Origin of the sequence: Streptomyces sp. NPDC090741 (assembly GCF_044769045.1) — a bacterium.
GTDB lineage: Bacteria > Actinomycetota > Actinomycetes > Streptomycetales > Streptomycetaceae > Streptomyces.
The window spans coordinates 1-24,919 of the sequence record NZ_JBIVXF010000014.1 but is presented as its reverse complement, the minus strand read 5'-3'; the positions used below and the strand labels follow the sequence as shown (position 1 = coordinate 24,919).

Here is a 24,919-nt window from a genome sequence, read left to right as displayed (position 1 = left end):
TCAGCGGACCACCAGGGAGGTGAGGGAGGGCTCGTCGAGCCGGACGGAGGCGGCACGGCCGCCGAGGAGGAAACCGCGTACGGCGTACGGGCCGCCGCCGGGCGGGTGGGGGAGGATCTCGCGCTCGACGGTTCCCGAGACCGTGAGCTCGGCGCCGGTCACCCGGCACAACTCGGTGCCGTCGGAGGGCCGGTGGGGCCGGGCCCCGCCACCGCCCGCTCCGCGGACGAGAACGAAGTCGGGCAGCCCGGAGCCCGGGTCCCCGCCGGGGGAGAGCAGGCTGACCCGGAGCACGGCGGGACCGCGCCGCAGCATCCGGCGCGGCCCGGGCAGGAGCCGGTACGCGATGGCCACGTCGGCCGGGAGGGCCACCTGCCCGGCGCCCTGCGGAGCGGCGGCGACCGCGTGCGCGCTGCGCGGGGCGGCGTACGCGGTGACGCGGACGGCGCCGGGGCCGACGGGCAGTTCCAGCCCCTCCCGCAGGAACACGGCCCGTACGACGGGGTGTTCGACGGGCTCGCCGCCGGACTCGGGGGTGAGCGCGACGGTGACCCGGCCGGCGCCGTCGGGCCAGTCGAAGCTGACCCTGGCCCGCCCGGCGGAGGTCCGCCGGACCGTGAGCCCGCAGACCGCCTCGGGGGCCTCGACCGCCACGCCGGGCCCGGCCAGCGCCCGCTCGCCGAGGACCGCGACGGCGCTGACGGTGGCCAGCGTGCCGGGCGGCGGCTGCGCGATCCCGGCGGAGTCCACCCAGGCCAGCGCCGCCGGCAGCGCGGAGGCGGGCAGCTCGGCACCCTCCGCGGGAGCCGGCCCCGGCCACTGCACGAACCGTACGTCGCCCCCGGCGCCCCCCGCCCACCGCAGCTCCAGCCCACCGGCGTCGCGCGCGGCCGCCCTGAGCCCGACCACCGGCTCGGGCCAGGGGTGCACGGTGACGGCGGCCTCGACCCCGCCGGACACCACCTCACCCCCCGCCCCCGCGTACCGGCACCGCACCCGCACCACGTGGCCACCGGGCTTCAGCCCGCCGGCCCGCACGCCCTCCCGGCCGGACCCGGCCGCGCCTGAGCCCGCCGGGCCTGCCGCGCTCGGGGCGCCGAGGTCCGTGGTGCGCCCCTCGGGGTCGGTCAGGGTCACCCGTACCCCGGTCGCGCCGGGCGGGCGCAGCCAGGCCGCCTCGATGCGGGCGCGGCCGTCGGTGAGGCGCAGCTCCGTCACCTCGGGGGCCACCAGCAGCGGGGCGCTGATCAGCGGGGTGCCGCCGTCGCCCGGGAGGGCCACGTACCGCACCTCCCGGCCGAGCGGGGCCCGCCCGTCGGTCAGCGGCCCCGCGCCGAGCGGCCCCGGCACCTCCGGGAGCGGCGTGGTGACCGGCTCGCGCCGGGTCAGCCGGACCACCCGCCAGATCCCGTCCGGGCCGGCGCCGGGCGGTCTGCTCAGCGTCACCCCGCCGGGTATCGGCCGTGCCTCCAGCGGGCCGGGGTCCCCCTCGGCCGGCCGGTGGGTGCGGACCAGGCCCCGCACCGCGCGCGGGCAGTCCCAGGCCAGTCGGGCCGCCCGCCCGTACGCCGCCGCGGCCCGCTCCCGGTCCTGCCGGTCCTCGTAGGCGCGGGCCTCGTCCAGCAGGGCGTCCGCGGCCCGTACCCGCTCGGCCAGCGCCGCCAGCCGCCCCGCCAGCAGCGGGTCCCCGCCGGCCGCGCTGCGCGGCAGTAGGGCGGCGCTCCGCGCGGCGGTGCGCACCCGCCCGGCCAGCCACGCGTCCTCCAGCCCCTCGGCGGCGGCCCGCTGGGCCGGATCCAGCCGGGGGCTCGCGGCGGCGGCGTGCACCAGGGCCGCCGCCTCGTCGGGGTCGACCCCGAACCCGGCGGCCGTGGCCGGCAGGTCCCCCCGGGGGTGGTCGTGCAGCAGCCGCACCAGCTGGTACAGCAGGATCCGCCGCAGCGCGGCCGGATCCCGCTCCTGGATCCCGGCCAGCCGGTCCAGCAACGCGCGGGCCCCGCCCTCCGCATCGCCTCGGGCGGCCCGCAGCCCCCGCAGCGCCTCGACGCCCACATGGCGCCGGCGCCCCGGACCCGCGACCGCGAAGATCCCGTCGAGCACCCGGAACCGCCCCCCGGCCGGAACCAGTAATTCGCCCAAGTGACGTAAGCCGAGGGTCTGTTGCGCGGAGACGAGTTCCCCGTACCGTGCCTCCAGCGGAGCGGCCGGCAGGCCGGAAAGCGCGCGGGACCGCCCCAGGGCATGCCCGAACTCGGTCCCCGCCATCTGCTCCGCACCCCCCGTGCAGTGTGTTTCGGAGGTCATTCCAGCAGATGCGAGGAGCGTCCGGGAGGTCTTTCCGTTCTCCGGCTGTACCGCGGCCTGTCACGAACTGATCTCCGTCCGGTACCCCGGGACCGCTCTCCTTGGGGCGCCCCTCGACATCCCCCTCACCCGCAGAGGTCGTCATCCCATGGCTGAACTCAATCGCCGCAGGTTCCTGCAGATCGCGGGCGGAACCGCCGCGGCCGCGATGCTGAACGAGAGCATCGCGCGCGCGGCGGCCATTCCGGCCCAGGGCACCACCGGCACCATCCAGGACATCGAGCACATCGTGGTCCTCATGCAGGAGAACCGGTCCTTCGACCAGTACTTCGGCTCGATGAAGGGCGTACGGGGCTTCGGCGACCCGCGCCCCGTCCTCCAGGACAACGGCAAGTCCGTCTTCTACCAGTCCAACGGGACGAAGGACATCCTCCCCTTCAACCCGCAGGTCAACGACCTGGGCATGAAGTTCGTCGAGGGCCTCAACCACGACTGGGCCGGCGGCCACGCCGCGTACGACAACGGCAAGTACGACAAGTGGGTCCCGGCCAAGACGGCCACGACCATGGCGTACATGACGCGGAACGACATCCCGTTCCACTACGCGCTCGCCGACGCCTTCACGGTCTGCGACGCCTACCACTGCTCGTTCATCGGCGCGACCGACCCGAACCGCTACTACATGTGGACGGGCCACACGGGCAACGACGGCACCGGGGGCGGCCCCGTCCTCGGCAACCAGGAGGCCGGATACGGCTGGAAGACCTACCCGGAGCGCCTGGAGGCGGCCGGGGTCTCCTGGAAGATCTACCAGGACATCGGCGACGGCCTGAACGCCGCCGGCGGCTGGGGCTGGATCAGCGACGCCTTCCGCGGCAACTACGGCGACAACTCGCTGCTGTACTTCAACACCTACCGCAACGCGGCGCCGGGCAGCCCCCTGTACGAGAAGGCCCGTACGGGCACCGACGCGAAGGCGGGCGAGGGCTACTTCGACAAGCTGCGCGCCGACGTCGTGAACGGCACGCTGCCCCAGGTCTCCTGGATAGCCGCGCCCGAGGCCTTCAGCGAGCACCCGAACTGGCCGGTCAACTTCGGTGCCTGGTACATCTCGCAGGTCCTGGACGCGCTGACCGCCAACCCGGCGGTGTGGGCGAAGACGGCGTTCTTCATCACCTACGACGAGAACGACGGCTTCTTCGACCACGTCGTCCCGCCGTACCCGCCGGCCTCCTCCGCGTGGGGCCTGTCCACGGCCGACGTCACCCGGGACCTGTACGCCGGGGGCGCCGGCTACGCGGCCGGCCCGTACGGCCTCGGCCCGCGCGTCCCGATGATCGTGGTCTCGCCGTGGAGCAAGGGCGGCTACGTCTGCTCCGAGACCTTCGACCACACCTCGGTGATCCGGTTCATGGAGAAGCGCTTCGGTGTGCAGGAGCCCAACATCTCGCCGTGGCGCCGCGCGGTGTGCGGCGACCTGACCTCGGCGTTCGACTTCACGAAGGCCGACGCGCGGCCGGCGGCCCTGCCCTCCACGGCGGGCTACGTCCCGCCGGACCACAACGCTCACCCGTCCTACCACCCGGTCCCGCCGGCGACGGGCACCCTGCCCAAGCAGGAGGCGGGCGGCAAACCGACGCGCGCACTGGGCTACGTCCCGTACGCGGACGGCAGGGCCACCACCTCCACCGGCCAGTTCACGCTGACCTTCTCCTCCGGCCCGACCCTCGGCGCGCACTTCCACAGCACCTCGGGCAACCGGACGGACGGCCCCTGGCCGTACACGGTGGAGGCGGGCAAGACCCTCTCGGACACCTGGAGCACCAGCAGCTCCACCGGCAACCAGATCAACCTGACGGTCTGGGGCCCGAACGGGTTCCTGCGCACCTGGAAGGGCCCGGCGAAGAAGACCGGCCCGGAGGTCACGGCCCGCCACGACGCCGCCACCGGCAGTCTGAAGCTGACGCTGACCAACTCCGCCGCGGCGGCGGTCGACCTCACGGTGACCAACGCCTACGGCGGTGCGACCCAGACCCTCCGGGTCACGGCGGGCGGCACGGCCACGTACACGGCGGACCTGTCCACGACGGGCCGCTGGTACGACGTGAAGGTCACCTCCAGCGCGGACACCACCTTCCTCCGCCGCTTCGCCGGCCACGTCGAAACGGGCGCCCCGGGCCTCTCCGACCCGGCGATCAAGACCGTCTGACGCGGTCGTCCGGTGCGCGCAGCAGCCGCCGTTCCAGGACCGGGAGGTCCGCGGGGCGGTGGCCGCGCGCGTGCCGGAGCAGGAGGTCGCGGGCGGTGTCCGGGACGCGGCGGCGCTTGGGGTGGCGGGTGGTGAACTCGTCCCTCGCGAAGAACCGCACGGCCCCGTCCAGGCCGCCGCGGTCGGTTTCCCGTACCGCCCAGGCCAGTTCCGCCGTAGGCGCGTCGGCGAGCAGCCGCACCGGTGCTTCGACGGCCAGGACCGAGGCGGCGTCCGCCTCCTGCGGCCTGCGGGCGCCGAGCCAGGAGAAGACCAGGGCGAGCGGTACCGCGGGGCGGCCCGGTTCCTCTCCCCGCGCCACGGCGCCGGCGTACGCGCGCAGCCGCGCGGGCGCGGCCCGCGCCCAACGGGAGCGGTGCCGGGCCGCGATCCCCTCCGTGGCGGCGGGGTCGAGGAGGTGCGCCAGGGGCTCCGCACGGGAGAGGGCCACGGTCCGTACGGACTGCCCGCCCGCCTCGTACAGCGTCACGCGGCCGTCATGGCCGAGGCACATGCACTCGAAGGGTCCACCGGACCCGAGCTCCTGCGGCCACGCGGCGAGCAGCTCCCGGATGTCGCCCGGGTCGCGGATCTCGTACTCCGCCGGGTGGTGGGGGAGCGGCTGCCCGGCCGTCGGGCCGGTGCTGACGACGGCGCGCACCGCGCGGGATGTCGGCTTCACGGTGTGATCGTAGATCCGATGGGCAGAACGTACGGCGTCCGGTTCAGCCCCCGCCACAGAGGGAGAACGCATGGCCATCGCCCACCGCAGGATCGGCACCGGCCCCGTCCGCGTCATCGTGCTGCACGACTGGTTCGGCACCTCCGCCAACTGGGGCTCCGTACTGGACTACTTCGACCCCGAGGGGTTCTCGTACGTCTTCCTCGACTACCGCGGCTACGGCGACCGCAGGGACGTCACCGGCCGCTACACCCTCCCCGAGATCGCCGACGACGTCCTCGCGCTCGCCGACGAGATCGGCTGGGACACCTTCTCCCTCATGGGCCATTCCATGGGCGGCAAGGCGATGCAGCAGGTCCTGGTCCGGGCCCCCGAGCGGATCGAGAAGCTGATCGGGATCAACCCGGTCCCCGCCGCCCCGTACGAGATGGACGACGCGACCCACGCCCTCTTCCACGGCGCCGCCGACAGCGCCGGGAACCGGCGGACCATCCTCGACCTCGTCACCGGCCACCGCGCGAGCCGCCACTGGCTGGACCGGATGATCGCGCACTCCCTCGACGTCTCCCGGCCGGAGGCCTTCGCCGCCTACCTCGCGAGCTGGCAGCCGCTGGACCTGTCCGCCGCCGTGAAGGGCAGCACCGTGCCGGTGCTGGTCCTCGTGGGGGAGCACGACCTCGCCCTCACCCCCGATGTGATGCGGGCCACCTGGCAGGTCTCGTACCCCAACTGCCGCGTCCACCCCGTACCCGGCGCCGGGCACTACCCGCCGCACGAGACCCCGGTCGGCTTCGTCGCGGCGGTGGAGGCGTTCCTCCGGGGGTAGCGGGAGGCGGACGCAAAAAACCCCTGGGGGTACGAGGAGACCTCGTACCCCCAGGGGGTCAGGGTGAGTGACGGGACTTGAACCCGCGGCCACCTGGACCACAACCAGGTGCTCTACCAACTGAGCTACACCCACCACGAAGGGCGGCGGACCGTCCGTTCGATGTGCATGCACAGCATAACTGATCAGGAGGGTGATCCCGCCACGCGTTATCCGGCCGCGGCGTGTGCGACGCCGGCCGGCCCGCAGGCCGCGTCGAACCGGGCCGGGGCCCCGGAGGCCGGCCTCCCGGAGCCCGATCAGTGCTTCAGTGCGGCCTTGGTGGCCACGAGGACCAGTCCGAGGACGAGGTTGACGATCCCCTCGGCGGCCAGCTGGCCGCGGGTGGCACCGGCGCGGACGGCACCGACGCACGCCCAGACGACCTGCTGGGCCACTGCCACGCCCATGGCGAGCCACGCCGTCCACACGTAGTCCAGCCCGAGGACGCCACTGAGGGCGACGGCGGCGGCGGGCAGGGCGGCGGCCTCGACGATGGGCCATTCGTGGACGGCGACGCGGCGGATCTCGCGCCGGCTCCAGGGCTCGCCGACCAGCCGCTCCCCTGCCAGCTGGGCGTATACGTGCGTGGCCCAGAACACCAGACCCGTGACGATCAGGAGAATCACGAGCTGAACCCGTGGGTACTCGCCGGCCGTGCCGGCGGTGGCCACCACGGAGGTGGCGAGGAGGGAGCCGTAGACGGCCCCGGCGGAGTCGGTCCGGCGTACGCGCCGTGGCCTGCTGCGGCCTGCGGACTGGCCACTGGGGATGCTCACCCTCCCACGATAGGGAGCCCGCGCCCCGTCACCCCCCGGCCACGCCGAAGGCCCGTCCGCGCCCGCGTCCGCGCCCCGCCCCCGCCCGCGCATCCCGGCTCACCGCGGCCGGGTAACCACTCGCGCGCGGCCCGGGGCGGCGGGAGGATCGCCCCATGGACTTCGAACGCGAGCCCGACCTCGAACCCGATCCGTTCACGCACGCCGACTACGCCGCCCGGATGGCCGCCGCCGCCCAGAGCGCCGCCGATGCCGGACTGGCCGGCCTGCTCATCGCCGCCGGGCCCGATCTCGCCCACCTCACCGGCTACCGGCCCGTGGACACCGAGCGGCTGACCCTGCTCGTGCTCGCCGCCGGGCAGGACCCCGTACTCGTCGTGCCCGCCCTGGAGGCCCCCGACGCCGCCAAGGCCCCCGGGGCGCCCGCGCTGACCCTGCGCGACTGGGCCGACGGGAAGAACCCGTACGGCGTCACCGCGCCGCTCCTCGACGTCGGCGGCCGGTTCGGGGTCAGCGACAACACCTGGGCGCTGCATCTGCTGGGCCTCCAGCGTGAGTTGCCGGCCACCTCGTACGCCCCGCTCACCGATGTCCTGCCGATGCTCCGCGCGGTCAAGGACCAGCGGGAGCTGGAGCGGCTCGCGGCGGCCGGCGCGGCCGCCGACGCCGCGTACGCGCAGATCCTGAAGGTCCCCTTCGCCGGCCGGCGGGAGACCGAGATCGCCGCCGACCTGGCCGCGCTGCTGCGCGAACACGGCCACTCCCAGGTGGACTTCACGGTCGTCGGCTCCGGGCCCAACGGGGCCGACCCGCACCACGAGGCGGGCGGGCGGACCCTGGCGCACGGCGACATGGTGGTCCTCGACTTCGGCGGGCTCAAGCACGGCTACGGCTCCGACATCTCCCGCACCGTGCACGTCGGCGAGCCGAGCGCCGAGGAGCAGCGCGTCCACGACATCGTCCGCGAGGCCCAGCAGGCCGCCTCCGCGGCCGTCCGCCCGGGCATCGCCTGCCAGGACGTGGACCGGGCGGCCCGCGCGGTGATCACCGAATTCGGCTACGGCGACCGGTTCATCCACCGCACGGGCCACGGCATCGGCGTGACCACCCACGAGCCCCCGTACATGGTCGAGGGCGAGGAGCAGCCGCTGGTCCCCGGGATGTGCTTCTCCGTGGAGCCGGGCATCTACCTGCCCGGCCGCTTCGGAGTGCGCATCGAGGACATCGTGACGGTCACCTTGGACGGCGGCCGCAGCTTCAACAACGCCCCGCGCGAGCTGGCCGTCGTGGAGTGAGCGCCTGATCCGTCCCGCCTCCCCGGCGACGACCGTCCCGTACCTGTTCCATGCAGGGGAGGGCTACGGCCCCAGCAGTACCGCCGACTCCGCGGGGACGTGCACGCGGCCGTCCGGTCCCGGGTGTTCGACCGGGTCCCAGGCCGCCAGGACGCGGACCCCGTTGCGGCCCAGGGCGATCGTCACCGGGTCGGGGGACAGGTTCACGGCCACCCGTACGTCGCCCCGCCGGAACGTCATCCAGCGGCGCTCCTCGTCGTACGCCACGCGCACCGCCGCCAGGTCCGGATCGCGCAGGTCCGGGTGGGTGCGCCGGAGCGTGATCAGGGTCCGGTACCAGGTCAGCAGCCGGTCGTGCGGGCTGCGCTCCGGCTCCGCCCAGTCCAGGCAGGAGCGGTCCCGGGTGGCCGGGTCCTGCGGGTCCGGGATCTCCTCGGCCTTCCAGCCGTGCGCCGCGAACTCCCGGCGCCGGCCGCTGCGTACGGCCTCGGCGAGCTCCGGGTCCCCGTGGTCGGTGAAGTACTGCCACGGCGTGCCCGCGGCCCACTCCTCGCCCATGAAGAGCATCGGCACGAACGGCCCGGTCAGCGCCAGCGCCGCACCGCAGGCCAGCAGCCCGGGGGAGAGCGAGGCCGCGAGCCGGTCGCCGAGCGCCCGGTTGCCGATCTGGTCGTGGGTCTGCGTGTAGCCGAGGAAGCGGTGCGCGGCGGTCCGGCGCCGGTCCACCGGGCGGCCGTGGCTGCGGCCCCGGAACGAGGACCAGGTCCCGTCGTGGAAGAACGCCCGGGTCATGGTCTTGGCCAGGGCGGCGAGCGGCGCCTGGGCGAAATCGGCGTAGTACGCCTGGGACTCGCCGGTCAGCGCACAGTGCAGGGCGTGGTGGAAGTCGTCGTTCCACTGCGCGTGCAGGCCCAGGCCCCCGGCCCCGCGCGGGGTCGTGGTCCGCGGATCGCACCGGTCGGACTCGGCGATCAGGAACAGCGGGCGGCCGGACTCGGCGGCGAGCTCGTCCACTGCCGCGGACAGCTCCTCCAGGAAGGTCAGCGCCCGCCCGTCGGCGAGCGCGTGCACGGCGTCCAGCCGGAGCCCGTCGATCCGGTAGTCCCGCAGCCAGGCGAGGGCGCTGCCCAGCAGGTACGCGCGCACCTCGTCGGAGCCGGCCGCGTCCAGGTTGACCGCCGCGCCCCACGGGGTGTGGTGGGTGTCCGTGAAGTACGGGCCGAAGGCCGGGAGGTGGTTGCCGGAGGGGCCCAGGTGGTTGTGGACCACGTCCAGCACCACCCCGAGCCCGGCCGCGTGCGCCGCGTCCACGAACCGGGCCAGCCCGGCCGGGCCGCCGTACGGCTCGTGCACCGCCCACGGCGCGACCCCGTCGTACCCCCAGCCGTGCCGGCCGGGGAAGGGGCAGACCGGCATCAGCTCCACGTGCGTGACCCCGAGCGCGGTGAGGTGCCCGAGGCGGGCGGCGGCCGCGTCGAAGGTGCCCTCGGGGGTGAAGGTGCCGATGTGCAGCTCGTACAGGACCGCCTCCTGGAGCCGCGTGCCGGGCGCCGGCGCCTGCGGGGCGAGCGGCTCGAAATCCACCACCGCCGAGAGGCCGTCGGGCCCGTCCGGCAGCCGCCTCCCGCGCGGGTCGGGCCGTACGTGCTCCTCCCCGGGGGCCACGCCCAGCAGGTACCCGTACCGGTCCCCGTCGGCGGCCGGGGCCTCGGCGATCCACCAGCCGGAACGGTCCGGATCGCGTGCCATTTCGTACGTCGCCTCGCGGAGCCGCAGCGCGACCCGGTCTGTCAGCGGTGCCCACACCTCGAACTGCACGGACGGTTCCCCTCGTCTGCGGCGGTACCCGGAACGTGTGCCGGGTCCATCATCGCGCGGACGGCCGGAGGAGTTCTGGACACTCCGGCCCTGACGGGCCGACAATCACCCTGTGACGTCGAGTTTCGAGTTCCCCGCCTTCCCGGTACCGCGCCTGTCCGACACGGAGCGCGACCGGGCGCTGGAGCAGCTCCGCGAGGGTGCGGCCCTCGGGAAGCTGTCCCACGACACGTTCCTGCGCCGTATGGAACTCGCCCTCGTCGCCCGCCGCTCGGAGGACCTCGCCGTCCTCACCGCCGACCTCGGCAGCCGCGCGGGCGACGAAGGCCCGTGGACCCGGCGCGTCTTCGCCTGGGTGGGCCGGGCCTCGGCCGTGACCGCCGGGGTCCGGCGGGCCTGGACCGCCGAGCGGCTGCCGAAGCTGCTGCTGCCGCACCCGAGCGCCCGGTCCCTGCGGATCGGCCGCGACCCCGGCAACGGGCTGCGGCTCACCGACGAGACGGTCTCCCGGCTGCACGCCGAGCTCGGGATGCGCGACGGGGTGTGGGTGCTCACGGACCTCGGCTCCTCCAACGGCACCACGGTCAACGGCCGCCGGGTGACGGGCTCGGTGGTGGTCCGGGACGGGGACCAGATCGGCTTCGGCCGGATGAACTTCCGGCTCTCGTCGAGCTAGGGGGTGTCTTACGGATCAGGCCGTGCCCGCCCGTCGAGGGGATCGCATCGGGCCTGATGATGGTGGTCATGGAAGCTGAAGACCCCCAGGAACACCCGCCCGTCGTGCGCGCCGCGCGCCCCGAGGACCTGCCGCGCCTCGTCGAGCTCGTCCACGAGCACGTCGCCTACGAGAAGTCCGCGCCCCGGCCCCCGGACCTCGCCGACCGGCTCGGTCCGCAGCTGTTCGCGGACGGCGCCCGGCTGTGGGTGCTGCTGGCCGAGGCCCCGGACGGATCGGTGGCCGGATACGCCGCCTGCTCGGCCGAGTTCGCGTTCTGGGACGCCCGGCACTACCTCCACATGGACTGCCTCTACCTCGCCGAGGAGGCCCGCGGCCACGGCCTCGGCGCCGCGCTGATGGGCGGGGTGGCGGACCTCGCGCGCGAGCTCGGCCTCGATCAGGTCCAGTGGCAGACCCCGGACTGGAACGAGGGCGCGATCCGCTTCTACGACCGGCTCGGCGCCGCCGGCGCGCCCAAGCGCCGGTACACCCTGTCCGTGCCGCCGCCCGGGAAACCGGCGGCCGCCGCTACGCACTGACCGTCCCGTCGGGTTCGTCCAGCCTGTCGGCTGCGCCCGGTCCGTCCATCCCCTCCGGCCCGTCCGGGCCGTCCAGCCCCTCCGTCACGAGCCGCTCGTACGCCGCAAGGACCGTACGGGTCTGGTGCTCGACCTGGGTGGCCACCGGGATCCGGCGCGCCCGGAACCGGGCGGCGAACTCCTCGCACCAGCCGGTGACGAGCCGGTCCAGCCCAGGGGCCGCCGGATGGCCCTGGGCCCGGAGCACCCGCAGCAGCATCGCGGCGGCGCGCAGCGACAGCCGCCGCCCGAAGGCGTCGATGCTGCCGATCGAGGCCGCCGTGGCCTCGGCGGGGGCTCCGGCGCCCGTCCACTCCACGGTGATCCGGGGGATCAGCGCGAGCGTCCAGTCCACGGCGCGCAGCAGCGCGGCGGCGTCGGCGGCCGCAGCGGGCTCCGGCACCCGGTCCCGTACGCGGGCCACCAGCGCGGCGTCCGCGGAGAGCCGCCCCGCCAGGATCCGCAGGGCGCCGCGCGGGTCCGGGTGCGGGGCGGGGTCGTCCACCAGGTCCGAGGCCCACATGGGGACTTCGACGATGGCCGTGGTGCCGGCGTACCGGTGGGCGTGGTACCAGGTGCTGAGCCGGGTGTCCTCCGGGTGGAACGCCCCGCCCGGGTCGGCCCCGGGCTGCGGCATCACGAAGATCCCGGGCCCGGGGGAGGGCCAGCCGGCCGCGTCCGAGGCCCCGGTCTCCACCGGGATCCGCAGCTCGGCGGCGGATTTCGCGAACGGTTCCGCCAGGCCGGGTATGTCCCGGGTGAGCTGCACCCAGGAGCCGCCGAGGTCGGTGCCGTGGAGGGAGACCTGGAGGACGGGCCGCAGTTCGTCGATGAGGGCGGTCAGGGCCAGGGTCTCGGGCGGCAGCCGGTCCGGAGGTAGTAAAGACGGCGCCCACTCGGGCTGTTCCGGACCGGGGGGCCGAAAGAAGTTCCGGTGGTAGTCGAGCAGCGAGTGGGGGCGGGGCGTGCGGTGCAGGGCCGCCCCGTCGGGATCGGCGCAGAGCAGGAAGTGCCAGCCGCGGCCGGCGCGCAGCGCCGGGTCGTGGAGGACGCGCCGGGCGAGGGCGAGCGCGGTGGCACCGCCGACGGGCTCGTTGGCGTGGGCCCCGGCGACGACGAGCACGCCCGCGCCCCGCGGGCGGCCGCTCGGCTCGACGGAGAGCAGCCACAGGGGCAGGCCGCCCCGGGAGGTGCCGGCCTGGCGGAGCCGGACCGGGCCGGGGTGCTCGTCCGCCAGCGCGCGGGCGGCCAGCGCAAGTTCGGATGGTGTGGGGTAGCACATGTCACGGAGGAGGGTCACGTCTGATGCAATGCCCGCCGCGCACGCCCCCTACTGCTCCGCGCGCCCCACACTTCCCGGAAACCCCTGGCCAACGCCTTGCCGCTACGCCTCCGCCTCCGCCCCCGTCCCCGTCCCCGTCCCCGCCCCCGGCGCCGGGCCCGGCCCGCCCTCGCGCAGCAGGAGGGCCACCGGCCGCGCCGAGAGGAGCTCCGCGAGCCGTACCTCGCCCTCGTACGAGGACCCCCCGTCCAGCAGCGCCGTCCACCGCCCCGGCGGGAGGGCCAGGGCGGTGTCCCGCCAGCCGCCGGCCCCGGCCAGCCGGTGCGAGAGCCGGGTGGCCGCCGCGACGAGCCCGGCCGGGCGGGCGAAGGCCAGGCAGTGCTCCGCCGCCGGGCCCCGGGCCGGCAGCGGCGTGTACCCGGTGAACAGCTCGGGCCGCCCGCGCCGCAGCCGCAGCAGGGCGGCCGTCAGCGCGAGCTTCTCCTCCGCCTGCCCCTGCGGCGGCGCCCCCGCGTCCAGCCGGGCCAGGGCCTCGTGCGGGAACCGGGCGGGGCGCCGGTTGTCCGGATCGACGAGGGCCCGGAACTCCGTCTCGGCGCCCTGGTAGACCTCCGGGACCCCGGGCATCGCCAGGTGCAGCAGCGTCATGCCGAGCAGGTTCGCCCGGGCCGCCGCGGCCAGCCCGGCGGGCAGCTCCGGGTCCGGCGCGCAGGCCGCGACGGCGGCCTCGTACGCCGGGTCCTGGTCGGTCCAGCTGGTGTGCAGGGCGGCCTCGCGGACGGCCTTGAGGAGCGCCTGTCCGAGGCGCTCGGCGCGCTCGGGGACCTCCCCGAGGCCGAGCGCCGTCTGCCGGGCCACCCAGGCCAGCTGGGGATCGGGCCCGGCGGGCCGGCCCATCGCCCCGGGGGCCTGGGAGAGCGCGGAGATCCGGGCCCGGACGTCCGCGCTGCGCTTGGTGTCGTGCGTGGACAGCACCGTCCCGGAGCGGGGCCAGTCCCGGTCGAGCTCGGCGCAGTACGCGTGGAACTCGTCGGGCGGGAGCGCCGGTCGGCCCGGGTCCCCGCCGACCTCCGTGGCCGACAGCAGCGGGGCGTGCCGGTAGAAGGCCCGGTCCTCCAGCGACTTGGCCCGCAGCGCCGCCGAGGTCTGGGCGAAGCGCGCCGCGAACGCCGGATCGCGCAGTACGAGGTCCCGTACGCCGGCCACCGCGCCGAGGCCGGCCGGCGCGGCGGCCTCCACCAGGGCCTGCGGGTCGAGCTCCGGCTCGCCGGGGTAGGGCCGGTAGACCGGATAGGCGATCAGCAACTCCCGTACACCGGCGGCCAATTCCGGTCCGGCAGCCCGCTCCAGCGCCGCCAGCTCGGCCGCCAGGTCGCCGGTCAGCACCTCCCGCGCGCACGCCCGGGCCGTCTGCTCCCAGTCCGGTCCCCCGGTGAACTCCGCGTACCGGCGGCCCAGTTCCGCGGCCCCTGCCGGGTCGGTGAACACCCCGTCCACCCGGTGCAGGGCGTCGTACCCGGTGGTCCCCGCCACCGGCCACCCGGGCGGCAGCCGTTCGTGGCGGGCCAGGATCTTCTCCACCACCACCCAGCAGCCCCCGCCCACGGCCGTCCGCAGCCGCCGCAGGTACCCCTCCGGGTCCGCCAGCCCGTCCACGTGGTCGATCCGCAGCCCCTCGGCCACCCCGTCCCGCACCAGCTCCAGCACCTTCGCGTGCGTCGCCGCGAACACCTCCGGGTCCTCCACCCGGACTCCGATCAGCTCCGAAATGGTGAAGAACCGGCGGTAGTTGAGCTCGGTGCGGGCCGCGCGCCACCAGGCCGGCCGGTACCACTGCGCGGCCAGCAGCTCCGGCAGTGCCAGCCCCGCCGTCCCCTCGCGCAGCGGGAACTCCAGCTCCCCGTGGCGCAGCACCGCGCCGTCCCGGCCGACCGTGAACGCCTCCGGCTCGGGCGGCCCGGGGAGCACGGGCAGCAGCACCTGGCCGCCGCCCGCCTCCCAGTCGATGTCGAACCAGCGCGCGTACGGGGACCCCGGCCCCTCCCGCAGCACCTCCCACAGGGGCCCGTTCAGCCGTAGCGGAGACGGCACCGCCATGTGGTTCGGGACGATGTCCAGCACCAGGCCCAGGCCGTGCCCCCGGGCGGCCGCGGCCAGAGCGCGCAGCCCCGGCTCGCCGCCGAGCTCGGCCCGTACCCGGGTGTGGTCGGTGACGTCGTACCCGTGCGCCGAGCCGGGGACCGCCTCCAGCACCGGCGAGAGGTGCAGGTGGGAGACGCCGAGCGAGGCGAGGTACGGTACGGCCGCCTCGGCGGCCGCGAAGGGGAACTCCGGTCGCAGTTGAAGCCGGTACGTCGAACTCGGGGCGGATTCCGTTTGGATGCGCGCATGCGGCTGGCTCATGAGAACGTACGTACCCACCTTCCCGGATTCCGTGCCATTACCCAATGCATCCGGGTGACTGCATCGGGTTAATGTTGATCAAGTGGCCGGAACCGTCAACACCTATCGAAGAGTCATCGCCCTGACCGGGCCCCTCCTCCCGCTCCTCTCCTTCCTCGCGCGACTGCCCGTCGCGATGTCCCAGTTCGGGAGTGTGCTGCTGGTCGCCGAGACCAGCGGCTCGCTCGCCACCGCCGGCATCGTCGGCGGCACCCTCTCCGCCGGACAGGTGGTCTTCGGGCCCGTCCTGGGCCGGCTCGCCGACCGGTACGGACAGCGGCCCGTGGTGCTGGCCGCCGCCGCGGTCAACGCGGTCGCCACCGCGGCGCTGGTCGCCGGGGCCCTCGGCGGTGTCGCGACCGCCCCGCTCGCCGCGATCGGCGCCGTCACCGGGGCCTCCGTACCGCTGATCGGGCCGCTCGCCCGGACCCGCTCCGTGGCCCTCGCCCACCGCGCCAAGGCCGACGAGGGCGTGGTGGGCGCCGTCCACTCGCTCGAAGGCACCCTGGACGAGGTCTCCTTCGTCTTCGGGCCGGCCCTCGTCGGACTCGCCGCGCTCGTCGCGCACCCCGCGATCGCCCTCGGCGGGGCCGCCGCTCTCGTCGCCGTCTTCGCCACCGCCTTCGCCCTGCACCCGACCGCCGCCGTCACGGCCGGGGCGGGGCCCAAGGCCGGCCTCGGCGCCGATACTGGCGCCGATGTGGCCCCGCGCCCCGCCCGCCACCCGCGCGTCGTGTACGCCGTACGGGGCTCCCTGCTCCTCCAGGGCGCCATGTTCGGCGCCTGCCAGGCCGGAATCGCCGCCCTTACCGCTCGTCTGGGCGTCCCCGGCCAGGCGGGCATCGTGTACGCCGCGATGGGCGTCGTCAGCGCCGCCGTGGGCCTCGCCCTCGGCGCGCTGCCCGCCCGCATCGGGCTGCGGGTGCGCTGGCGCGCGGCCACCGCCGCCGCGCTGGTGCTCTCCGTACCGCTGCTCTTCACCCACGCCCTGTGGCCGCTGTACGCGGTCGTCACGGTGCTCGGGGCCGCGTACGCCCCGCACCTGATCACCGCCTTCGCGCTCACCGAGCGGGCCGTGGAGCCGGCCCGGCTCGCCGAGGCGACGGCCTTCGCCGCCAGCTCGCTCGTCGCCGGGCAGGCCGCCGCGCTCGCCGCCTCCGGGCGCCTCGCCGAGTGGTACGGGCCCGCCGGGGCCTTCGCGGTCGCCGTCGGGGCGGCCGCGCTGTCCCTGCTCCTCGCCCTGGCGACCCGGGTGCCCGCCGCCCGGGCGCACCCCGCCGCGCCGAAGGTCTTCATCCCGGCGCAGCAGACCGCCTCCCCGGAGGTGACGGGTACGCTGGAGGCCGCCGCGTCCGGCTCCCCCTACGCCGGGCGCTGAAGCACCACCAGACACCGCCCCGTCAGCGCCACCCGGTCCCCGGCCGCGAACTGCGGTCCGGTGCCGGGTGGCAGTACGTCCGGCCGCGCCGTGTCCACGACGAGCCGCCACTGCGCGCCGTGCCCGGCCGGGATCGTGAACTCCTGCGGATCGGCGCCCGCGTTGAACATCAGGAGGAACGAGTCGTCGGTGATCCGCTCCCCGCGCGAGCCGGGCTCGGAGATCGCCTCCCCGTTGAGGAACACCGTCAGTGAGCGCGCGTGCTGTGCCTGCCAGTCGCGGGCCCGCATCGGCTCCCCGTGCGGGGTGAACCAGGCGATGTCGGAGAGGTCGTCGTTGGTCCCCTCCACCGGCCGGCCGTGGAAGAACCGGCGCCGCCGGAAGACCGGGTGGTCGCGCCGCAGCCACACCATCCGCCGGGTGAACTCCAGCAGGGCGGGGGCCGGTTTGCCCGGCTCCGGCCAGTTCACCCAGGACAGGTCGTTGTCCTGGCAGTACGCGTTGTTGTTGCCGCCCTGCGAGCGGGCGAACTCGTCTCCGTGGCTGAGCATCGGCACGCCCTGCGAAAGCATCAGCGTGGCCGTGAAGTTGCGCATCTGGCGCTCGCGCAGCTCCAGGACCTCCGGTTCCTCCGTCGGGCCCTCCACCCCGCAGTTCCAGGACCGGTTGTGGGTCTCCCCGTCCCGATTGCCCTCGCGGTTCGCCTCGTTGTGCTTCTCGTCGTACGAGACGAGGTCGTGCAGCGTGAAACCGTCGTGGCAGGTGGTGAAGTTGATGGAGGCCAGCGGGCGGCGTCCGTCGTCCTGGTAGAGGTCCGAGGAACCGGTCAGCCGTCCCGCGAACTCCGCGAGCGTGCGCGGCTGCCCACGCCACAAGTCCCGCACGGTGTCCCGGTACTTGCCGTTCCACTCGGTCCACAGCGGCGGGAAGTTCCCCACCTGGTAACCGCCCTCGCCCAGGTCCCAGGGCTCCGCGATCAGCTTCACCTGGCTCACCACCGGATCCTGCTGGACCAGGTCGAAGAACGAGGACAGCCGGTCCACCTCGTGGAACTGCCGGGCGAGGGTGGCGGCGAGGTCGAAGCGGAAGCCGTCCACGTGCATCTCGGTGACCCAGTAGCGCAGCGAGTCCATGATCAGCTGGAGCACGTGCGGGGAGCGCATCAGCAGCGAGTTCCCCGTCCCCGTGGTGTCCATGTAGTGCCGGGGATCGTCCGCGAGCCGGTAGTACGAGGAGTTGTCGAGCCCGCGGAACGACAGGGTCGGGCCCAGGTGGTTGCCCTCGGCGGTGTGGTTGTAGACCACGTCGAGGATGACCTCGATCCCCGCCTCGTGCAGGGCCCGCACCGCCGACTTGAACTCCAGCACCTGCTGGCCGCGGTCACCGGAGGCGTAGCCGTTGTGCGGTGCGAAGAAGCCGATCGTGTTGTAGCCCCAGTAGTTGCTGAGCCCGTCGTCGACCAGCCGGTGGTCGTTGACGTACTGGTGTACGGGCATCAGCTCCAGCGCCGTCACCCCCAGCTTGGTGAGGTGCCCGATGACCGCCGGATGGGCGAGGGCCCCGTACGTACCGCGCAGTTCCTCGGGCAGGTCGGGATGGCGCATGGTCAGACCCTTGACGTGGGCCTCGTACAGCACGGTGTGGTGGTACTCGTGGCGCGGCGGGCGGTCGTTTGCCCAGTCGAAGTACGGATTCACCACGACCGAACTCATCGTGTGCGGGGCCGAGTCGAGGTCGTTGCGCGAATCGGGCCGGCCGAAGTGGTAGCCGTACACCTCCTCGCCCCAGTCGACGCTCCCGGCGATGGCCCGCGCGTACGGGTCCAGCAGCAGCTTGGCCGCGTTGCAGCGCTGCCCGCGCTCGGGCTCGTACGGGCCGTGCACGCGGAAGCCGTAGCGCTGCCCGGGCATCACCCCGGGCAGGTAGGCGTGGCGTACGAAGGCGTCGGTCTCGCGCAGTTCGACCGCCGTCTCCGAGCCGTCCTCGTGGAGCAGACACAGCTCGATGCGTCGGGCGGCCTCGGAGTAGACCGCGAAATTGGTGCCGGCGCCGTCGTACGTGGCACCGAGCGGATACGCCTGTCCCGGCCAGACCTGCATGGATACGGTTCTTCCCCTCGTTCCCCCGACTGGCGGGCTGATGTCTCGGTGCCGTCTCGGTGCCGATCCGGCGTGGACCGCGTCTCTGCCAGATCTTCCCCGAAAGTGGGCCCGCACGCGGGGACTTGGGATGCTCCTACCGGGTGACCCGGAGAGCTGATATGCGGGTCAGCGGACTATGCGTGCATCCGATAATGGGTCAACGGACCACCCGTGTACGACCCGTCGGACCGCATCGGGCTGCATCGGGAGCCGAGCTCGGAGTACCCTTCCGTGATCACTGGAGACGGGCGTCCAGACGCAGAAGGCGGTGCACGGGTGAGCTCGGGAGGTCTGGAGCTGCCCCCTGGTGACAACGGTCACGAGGGCGGCCCGGCGGACGCCCCAGGAGGTGCACCCGGTGGTGCGCCCGGCGGGGTGTCGGGTGGGGTGTCCGGCGGGGTGTCGGGCGGGGCGCCCACGGGGGTGCCGGCCGGGGCGGTGTCGCTGGCCCCGACGGCGGCCGGGAGTGTGCGGGCCGGGGCCGAGCTGGACTGGGGCGCGGACGCGTGGAGCGAGGTCCGCACCCGCGCGCAGCGGGCCGGCCGTGCGTACATCTGGCTGAACCTGATCGAACAGCGGCTGCGCGCCGTCGTCGGCGCGGTGCTGCGGCCGATCTACGAGCCCGTGCACGGCGGGGACGACTGGGTGGTCGCGGCCGCCGGGCCCGCCGGGCAGGAGTGGGTGCAGCGGGCCGTCGCGGTCCGCGAGGTCAGCCGGCGCAAGGGCTACCTCCTGGACCCGGCCGACGACAACGTGCTGAGCTTCCTGACGCTTCCGCAGCTGCGGGAGCTCATGGTCCAGCACTGGCCGTGCTTCGAGCCGTACTTCGACGACCGGCGGGAGATCGAGCTCGCGCTCGACGAGTTGGAGGTCACGCGGAACGTGGTCTCCCGCAACCGGGCCCTGTCGCGGGCCGTGCTGGAGCAGGCGGAGCGGGCCTCGGCGCGGCTCCTGGAGGTGCTGGGCGGCGGCGCGGGCTCCCCGGCGGCGGACCGGCTGCCGATCGACGCGGTCGAGGACCTGGTGGGCGACCGGTACGCGGACGTCATCTCGGTCCACCCGGACCGGGTGCGGCTGCAGCGCCAGCTCCCGGCGGAGGACCTGTTCGGGGGCGCACGGCGGCTCGACGCCATCGGCATAGGGCTCAACCTGCTGGTGCAGAACTTCTCGGGCCGAAGACTCGTGCGCCTGACGGAGGCCGGCTGCCGGGTCCGGCTGCTGTTCCTGAACCCCGCCAGCAGCGCCGTGAAGCGGCGCGAGCGGGAGCTGGGCCTGCGCAAGGGCGAGCTGAGCCGCTCGGTGGAGATGAACATCCTGCACGTGCGCCGGGTGCGGGCGGGGCTGCGGGATCCCTCGCGGTTCGAGATCCACGTCTTCGACGAGACGCCCCGCTTCACCGCGTACCTGGTGGAGGGGGAGACCTCGGGCATCGCGGTGGTGCAGTCGTACCTGCGCCGGGCGCGCGGAATGGAGGCTCCGGTGCTGGTCCTGCGGGGCGGCGGGACCCGCGGCCCGGCGCGCGACGCGGAGCACGGGCTGTTCCCGACGTACCGCGAGGAATTCGAGTCGATCTGGGAGGACTCCCGCCCGGTGTCCTGACTGTCAGTGCCCCGTGGCAGGCTGAAAGTCGTTGACCGAAGGCGTTACGGGGAGCACGGGGGAGGGGCACGGGGTGGAGGACCGGCACGGCATGGGGGACTGGCACGGCGGTGTGCTGATCGGATTCGACCTGGAGACGACCGGCACGGAGCCGGGGGAATCGCGGATCGTGACGGCGGCGGTCGTCGAGGTACGGGCGGGCGAGGTGCGCGATCGGCGCGGCTGGCTCGCGGACCCCGGGATACCGATCCCCGAGGGCGCCTCGGCGATCCACGGGATCAGCACGGAGCGGGCCGTGGCGCAGGGCCGCCCGGCGCGGGAGGTCGCGGACGAGGTGGCGCGGGCGCTCGTGGAGCACTGGCGCCGGGGCGCGGTGGTCGTCGCGTACAACGCGGCCTTCGACCTGACGCTGTTGACGGCCGAGCTGGCCCGGCACGGGCTGCCCTCGCTGGCCGAGCGGCTGGGCGGGATGGATACCGGGCCGGTGGTGGACCCGCTGACCATCGACCGGGCCGTGGACCGCTACCGGCGCGGCAAGCGGACGCTGGAGGCGGTGTGCGGGGTGTACGGGGTCACCCTGGACTCCGCGCACGACGCGGGCGCCGACGCGCTGGCCGCGGTGCAGGTGGCCCGCGCGATAGCCGCCCGCCACCCGCAGGTGGCGGCGCTCACCCCGGTCGCCCTCCACGCCCGCCAGGGCGCCTGGCACGAACGCTGGGCCCGCGACTTCCAGTCCTACCTCCGCCGCCAGGGCACCCCGGACGCGGTGATCGACACGGCGTGGCCGCTGCGCAGCCTGCTGCCGGCCACGGCCTGAGGGCCGAGGCCGGTTTCGGTCTTCCGGTCGTACGCGCCGGACGGGCGTGCCACCGGCTTCAGTTGGGGATGGAGCAGTTGGCGTCGGGGGCGCGGCCGGCGGGCCATGCGATGCCGTCGAAGACGGCGGTCTTGGTGGCCGGGTCGAGGTGGACCATGGAAATGGTCTTGTTGTACGGGTTGCCGTACTGGTCCAGGCAGATCCAGCCACTGGCCCCCTCGACCCGGTTGTTGCCGTGCAGCCGCAGCCAGCTGTCGGCGACCTCGGAGAGAGAGGGCATCTTCACGCTGCCCACCGCGTCGTTGCGGATGCCCGCGACAGCGGTGGAGACCGCGTCGTAGGTGATGATGACGCGGCCGTCGGAGAGGTCGGCGGGGCCGATCGAGTCCGGCTCCTTGGTCGCGAACTTCTGGACCAGGTCGGACAGCTCCTTCAGCGCGGCCTTGGAGCCGCCGGTCGTCGCCGTGCTGCTCTCCCCCCAGGCTCCGGGGTGGGCCAGGGACGCGTAACGCAGGGTGATTCCGGCGCCCTTGGTGAGGGTGTCCCACTGGCCGTCGAACTTCTCGTCGACCGTCAGGGTGGAGGCGTGCGAGCCGCTGATGACGGTGTAGTGCTTGTTGCAGGTCCGGTTGCCCAGCTCGACGAGGAACTGACGCAGTTGCACCGGACGGCCGGCGAAGTAGACGGTCTTCGCGGCGGAGGCGCAGACGTCCGGCACCATCTGGTGGAAGTCGTTGGCGAGGTTGGCCTCGTCGTTGAAGTCGGGCGGCGACCGGAAGGTCTCCGGGGCGTTGGGCGCTCCCTTGGCGAGCTTCTCGAAGGTCTGGCGCAGGCTGGTCAGATAGTTGTCGCCCTCGCGGACGTCCTCGACGACCAGTGTCTCTTCGGGCTTGATGTCCGATCCGTACGAGGCGAGGGCGTTGGCCTGATCGGTGTTGCCGGGGGCGACCCGGGCGAGCCCCGGGTAGCGGTGCGGGTCGGCCGCGGTGTTCTTGATGTCGTCCGCGGTCATGGGACCCGCGACGACCGGAATGCCCTTCTCCCGGGTGAGGTAGCGGACGGCCTCCTCGGTCTCGGTGATGCTGATGTTGATGCCGGCGACGGCCCGCAGGTTCTCCTTCCCGTCGGCCGCGGCCCGCGCCAGCTGGTCGGCGACCGTGCGCCACTCCTTGTAGCCCCGGCCGGGGTTGGCGAGCACCAGCCGGATGGGCGGCTGCTTGTTGTTGGCCTGGTGGTTCGCGCGGTACTGGGCCAGATAGGCGCCCTGAACCTGCTCGACGTACTCCCGCCGCTCGGCGGGGGCGTCGGAGACCATGGGGATCATCAGGGCGATGGTGGCCGGGGACTTGCCGGCGACACTGTCGTTCTCCGCCTTGATGCGCTCGGTGACCTGCTTCAGCGACGGGTGGAAGACATAGCTGCCGTCGGTGACGCCGACACACTCGTGCCGGGCGCCGCGCTGCGCCACGCCGGGGGCGCAGGCCGGGTCCTCGGCGAGCCACCGGTCGTAGGCGACGTAGCCGCCGCTGCCCAGGACGACTGCGAGGGCGACGATCAGCAGGGCGCGGTTCAACGGTCCGGCGGGCCAGAGTGTCACGGGCGACTCTCTCCGTAGGTGGGCAGGTCGGGTGCCTGGATCCAGTGGTTCAGGAGGTGCGGCCACTCCTCGAACGCCCGGTAGAAGACCTCCTGGGGGCCGACGGGGCTGTTCTGGGCCAGGGTGAGCAGCTGCAGTCTGACGCTGTTGATCTTCTGCTGGTCGGGGGGTGCGAGCGGATGCGACTGCTGCCACAGGTCGAGCACGAGGCGCTCCACGGCCTGGCGCACGGGGTCGTTCGCGGCCGTGTGGGGATCGTCCCCGGCCGGGTCGCCCGGTGGGTGCGGCGCGGCACAGACCAGGTTGAGGGCGGCGAGCCACCCGGGCGCGTCCTGCCCGGCCAGGCGGCGGTGCAGGGCGCGGACGACGAGGTCGCTCTCCCCGATCGCGAGCGAGTGGTGCAGGTAGCGGGCATCGTGCGGTGCGGCGGCGTCCGTGGGGTACAGGAGCCGCAGCCGCCGGTGTCTGCCCGTCCACTCCCCGGCCCCGGGCGGCCCTACGCTGCGGGTGCGGAGGTCGTGCACGAGCAGGGCGCGCAGGGTGGGATCACCGACGAAGGGCCCACCGGTACCCGGCCAGCGGCCCTGGCCCCAACCGTCCTGCCGCAACAGGCCCCTGGTCTCCGCCACGGGCACGACGGCGCCCCCCTCCACGAGGCTTCCGTCAGGGCGACGCGGCACGTAGTCGGTGTTCAGCGCGTGGGCGGCCGCGTCGTCGAGGGCCGGGGTGTAGTGGGCGAGTCGCGCCCGGGCCTCCCCGCCCGGGGTCAGGAGCCGGAGCAGCCGTTCGTACACGGGCAGCGTCGGCTCGTCGGCGAGTGGCAGGTCGAGCAGCCTGCCGTGCTCGAAGGGCTCCGGCGAGCCGGTCCTCCGTTCGGCGGCAAGGACCAGGGGGTGGGCGATCCCGGCGCGTCCGGAGCTGAGCCGGTGGATCATGTGGGCCGCTTCGGGCTTCGCCCGGTTCCCTCCGAGCATCTCCTTGACCTCGTCGAGGTCGAGCTGCGCCAGTGGCAGCCTCAGCACCCAGCCGGCCGCCGTCCGCGGCCGGTCCTGCCGCCAGAACGGGCCCGCCGCACTCCTCGTCGACGGGGCGACGCCCTCGTGGTCGGGCACGGCCGGCTCCTGTGCGAGGGCGGTCACGACGACGCCGGGACGCGTTCTCGCGGGCTCCTCGTGCCAGACGCCGGTCAGTGCGTCCATGACCGTCCGGCCCAGCGGAGTGTGGCAGTTGTCCAGGAGCAGCAGCGGGCGCGGCACACGGTTCTTCAGGCGCATCCAGGTGTACTGGTCCGCTATGTCCTCCAGGAGGGCGGCCACCAAGTGCTGCTCCGCGTCCCGCCGGTCGTCCTCGTCGCCACGGAAGCACATGGCGAGCTCGGTCAACTGGGCGTACCCGTCACCCTGAGGGCCGACCCGCCGCCCTGTCCACCAGCTCAGACCGTGCTTGTTGGCACGCGGGCCGAAGAGTTCGGTGGTCACGATGTCGATGAGCGGCGCCACCAGCTCGCCCACCCCGGGACCCATCCCCGCCGCGGCGGCCGCGGTGGCCTGTCCGATCCAGCCCGCCACCCGCTGGTTGCGCTCCTGGAGGTCGGGCTGGCTCTCCCGGAGCAGCCCCGCGAGGAGGCGGCGGGCGGCCGCCAGCTCGGCCGGCTGGACGGTCCCGGACTGCCAGCTCGTGACCGCGAGCAGTCCTTGGGTGAGCCGCGGGAAGGACGGCTTCCAGCCGAACTCGCTCGGCTTCCGGCTCAGCCGGTCCATCAGGTAGAAGAGCAGGTCGGAGGTGCGCGAGGCGTTCGCCGCGGTGGCGTCGGCCGAGGAGGCCAGCCCCGGCTGGCCGAAGTCCGCCGCGCCGAGGTCCGCGTACGCCTGCGGCAGGCGCTGCGCGTACCGGTGCGATAACTCCTTCAGCAGCGCGGTCTTGCCGGTGAGCCGCCCGCCGCCGCACTCGATCAGCAGCGGACTCCCGCCCGGTATCCGCAGCCGGGCGGCGCCCCGGGACTCGAGCCCCACCAATGAAGGCACGACGGCATCGAGCACCGCCGCCCGTCCGTACAACGTCACGTGACCCCCCAGCCGTTCGGCCCGAACCACCGCCGCGATGGATGGAGAGTAAGGGGGCGAACGCATAGCGCCACAGGTATATGACGAAGCGGCACTTCTCGGTTACGCATTCGTGACTCACGGTGGAGGGAACGCCCCATTGACCCCTTGTGTCGCCCCTTCGGTCCCGCCGGCATCCTGAGGCGCAGGACGAACCCCCTCTGCGGCAGGAACACGGCCTAGGTGTTCTGTCCAGGGAGGTTGTGGACGGGTGATGCAGGTCTCGGCTGAGGTGTCTTGAACGGGTGAGGGCCTTCCGGGTTCGGTGTGGATT

Annotated in this window: 17 protein-coding genes and 1 tRNA gene; 8 read left to right on the top strand and 10 right to left on the bottom strand. The window is 74.2% G+C overall.

The window, feature by feature from the left end:
* The gene (locus ACIQU4_RS31150) at positions 1 to 2,265 is read right to left on the bottom strand and encodes a hypothetical protein (protein WP_403737727.1); all 2,265 of its coding nucleotides are present in this window, start codon (positions 2,263 to 2,265) and stop codon (positions 1 to 3) included.
* A gap of 187 nt (positions 2,266 to 2,452) precedes the next feature.
* On the opposite strand from ACIQU4_RS31150, the gene ACIQU4_RS31145 reads away from it, so the two are divergent.
* Positions 2,453 to 4,513, top strand: coding sequence for a phosphocholine-specific phospholipase C (locus ACIQU4_RS31145; protein WP_403737724.1), 2,061 nt, complete (start codon positions 2,453 to 2,455; stop codon positions 4,511 to 4,513).
* Here ACIQU4_RS31145 and ACIQU4_RS31140 read toward each other — a convergent pair.
* On the bottom strand, positions 4,500 to 5,234 hold the full coding sequence (locus tag ACIQU4_RS31140) for a hypothetical protein (RefSeq protein WP_403737721.1): 735 nt from the start codon (positions 5,232 to 5,234) through the stop codon (positions 4,500 to 4,502). The two genes, ACIQU4_RS31145 and ACIQU4_RS31140, sit on opposite strands and share 14 nt — an antisense overlap.
* Before the next feature lie 70 nt (positions 5,235 to 5,304).
* Here ACIQU4_RS31140 and ACIQU4_RS31135 point away from each other — a divergent pair, with 70 nt between their 5' ends.
* The gene (locus ACIQU4_RS31135; protein ID WP_403737719.1) at positions 5,305 to 6,060 is read left to right on the top strand and encodes an alpha/beta fold hydrolase; all 756 of its coding nucleotides are present in this window, start codon (positions 5,305 to 5,307) and stop codon (positions 6,058 to 6,060) included.
* Positions 6,061 to 6,122: 62 nt separating this feature from the next.
* Here the strand turns inward: ACIQU4_RS31135 and ACIQU4_RS31130 are convergent.
* Positions 6,123 to 6,195 (bottom strand) — tRNA-His (locus tag ACIQU4_RS31130).
* A gap of 164 nt (positions 6,196 to 6,359) precedes the next feature.
* A complete protein-coding gene (locus ACIQU4_RS31125) occupies positions 6,360 to 6,878 on the bottom strand; it encodes a hypothetical protein (RefSeq protein WP_403737716.1) in 519 nt (172 codons plus the stop codon).
* A gap of 155 nt (positions 6,879 to 7,033) precedes the next feature.
* On the opposite strand from ACIQU4_RS31125, the gene ACIQU4_RS31120 reads away from it, so the two are divergent.
* Positions 7,034 to 8,173 carry an aminopeptidase P family protein gene (locus ACIQU4_RS31120; RefSeq protein WP_403737713.1) on the top strand — a complete coding sequence of 380 codons (1,140 nt, stop codon included), beginning with the start codon at positions 7,034 to 7,036 and terminating at the stop codon, positions 8,171 to 8,173.
* 63 nt (positions 8,174 to 8,236) lie between these two features.
* On the opposite strand, the gene treZ is transcribed toward ACIQU4_RS31120, so the two are convergent.
* Complete coding sequence (treZ, locus tag ACIQU4_RS31115) at positions 8,237 to 9,991, bottom strand: malto-oligosyltrehalose trehalohydrolase (protein ID WP_403737710.1); 1,755 nt, start codon at positions 9,989 to 9,991, stop codon at positions 8,237 to 8,239.
* A gap of 112 nt (positions 9,992 to 10,103) precedes the next feature.
* On the opposite strand from treZ, the gene ACIQU4_RS31110 reads away from it, so the two are divergent.
* Positions 10,104 to 10,667, top strand: coding sequence for a DUF1707 and FHA domain-containing protein (locus tag ACIQU4_RS31110; protein WP_403737707.1), 564 nt, complete (start codon positions 10,104 to 10,106; stop codon positions 10,665 to 10,667).
* 68 nt (positions 10,668 to 10,735) lie between these two features.
* Positions 10,736 to 11,248: a GNAT family N-acetyltransferase gene (locus ACIQU4_RS31105; protein ID WP_403737704.1), complete on the top strand. Its 513-nt coding sequence runs from the start codon at positions 10,736 to 10,738 to the stop codon at positions 11,246 to 11,248.
* Here ACIQU4_RS31105 and ACIQU4_RS31100 read toward each other — a convergent pair.
* Positions 11,238 to 12,587, bottom strand: a complete 1,350-nt coding sequence (locus tag ACIQU4_RS31100; protein WP_403737702.1) for a M14 family zinc carboxypeptidase — start codon at positions 12,585 to 12,587, stop codon at positions 11,238 to 11,240. The genes ACIQU4_RS31105 and ACIQU4_RS31100 overlap by 11 nt on opposite strands.
* Before the next feature lie 84 nt (positions 12,588 to 12,671).
* Positions 12,672 to 14,972 (bottom strand): malto-oligosyltrehalose synthase, encoded by a 2,301-nt coding sequence (gene treY, locus ACIQU4_RS31095; protein ID WP_403737699.1) that lies wholly within the window; start codon positions 14,970 to 14,972, stop codon positions 12,672 to 12,674.
* An 82-nt stretch (positions 14,973 to 15,054) separates the two neighbouring features.
* Between treY and ACIQU4_RS31090 the strand changes: the two genes are divergently transcribed.
* Positions 15,055 to 16,389 carry an MFS transporter gene (locus ACIQU4_RS31090; protein ID WP_403737696.1) on the top strand — a complete coding sequence of 445 codons (1,335 nt, stop codon included), beginning with the start codon at positions 15,055 to 15,057 and terminating at the stop codon, positions 16,387 to 16,389.
* On the opposite strand, the gene glgX is transcribed toward ACIQU4_RS31090, so the two are convergent.
* Positions 16,374 to 18,488: a glycogen debranching protein GlgX gene (gene glgX, locus ACIQU4_RS31085; protein ID WP_403737693.1), complete on the bottom strand. Its 2,115-nt coding sequence runs from the start codon at positions 18,486 to 18,488 to the stop codon at positions 16,374 to 16,376. The genes ACIQU4_RS31090 and glgX overlap by 16 nt on opposite strands.
* Positions 18,489 to 18,806: 318 nt before the next feature.
* Between glgX and ACIQU4_RS31080 the strand changes: the two genes are divergently transcribed.
* Positions 18,807 to 20,129, top strand: coding sequence for an SAV2148 family HEPN domain-containing protein (locus ACIQU4_RS31080; RefSeq protein WP_385585077.1), 1,323 nt, complete (start codon positions 18,807 to 18,809; stop codon positions 20,127 to 20,129).
* A gap of 91 nt (positions 20,130 to 20,220) precedes the next feature.
* The gene (locus tag ACIQU4_RS31075) at positions 20,221 to 20,946 is read left to right on the top strand and encodes a 3'-5' exonuclease (RefSeq protein ID WP_403738093.1); all 726 of its coding nucleotides are present in this window, start codon (positions 20,221 to 20,223) and stop codon (positions 20,944 to 20,946) included.
* Positions 20,947 to 21,004: 58 nt separating this feature from the next.
* Here ACIQU4_RS31075 and ACIQU4_RS31070 read toward each other — a convergent pair whose 3' ends face one another.
* Positions 21,005 to 22,543, bottom strand: coding sequence for a hypothetical protein (locus tag ACIQU4_RS31070; RefSeq protein ID WP_403737690.1), 1,539 nt, complete (start codon positions 22,541 to 22,543; stop codon positions 21,005 to 21,007).
* Complete coding sequence (locus ACIQU4_RS31065) at positions 22,540 to 24,606, bottom strand: hypothetical protein (protein ID WP_403737688.1); 2,067 nt, start codon at positions 24,604 to 24,606, stop codon at positions 22,540 to 22,542. Before ACIQU4_RS31065 ends, ACIQU4_RS31070 begins: the two co-directional genes overlap by 4 nt.
* Between the last annotated feature and the right edge of the window lie 313 nt (positions 24,607 to 24,919).

Bases quoted from the DNA above. Each gene is read 5' to 3' on its own strand.
- ACIQU4_RS31150 (WP_403737727.1), bottom strand. From the start codon at position 2,265: ATGGCGGGGACCGAGTTCGGGCATGCCCTGGGGCGGTCCCGCGCGCTT.
- ACIQU4_RS31145 (WP_403737724.1), top strand. From the start codon at position 2,453: ATGGCTGAACTCAATCGCCGCAGGTTCCTGCAGATCGCGGGCGGAACC.
- ACIQU4_RS31135 (WP_403737719.1), top strand. From the start codon at position 5,305: ATGGCCATCGCCCACCGCAGGATCGGCACCGGCCCCGTCCGCGTCATC.
- ACIQU4_RS31120 (WP_403737713.1), top strand. From the start codon at position 7,034: ATGGACTTCGAACGCGAGCCCGACCTCGAACCCGATCCGTTCACGCAC.
- ACIQU4_RS31105 (WP_403737704.1), top strand. From the start codon at position 10,736: ATGGAAGCTGAAGACCCCCAGGAACACCCGCCCGTCGTGCGCGCCGCG.
- treY (WP_403737699.1), bottom strand. From the start codon at position 14,972: ATGAGCCAGCCGCATGCGCGCATCCAAACGGAATCCGCCCCGAGTTCG.
- glgX (WP_403737693.1), bottom strand. From the start codon at position 18,488: ATGCAGGTCTGGCCGGGACAGGCGTATCCGCTCGGTGCCACGTACGAC.
- ACIQU4_RS31075 (WP_403738093.1), top strand. From the start codon at position 20,221: ATGGGGGACTGGCACGGCGGTGTGCTGATCGGATTCGACCTGGAGACG.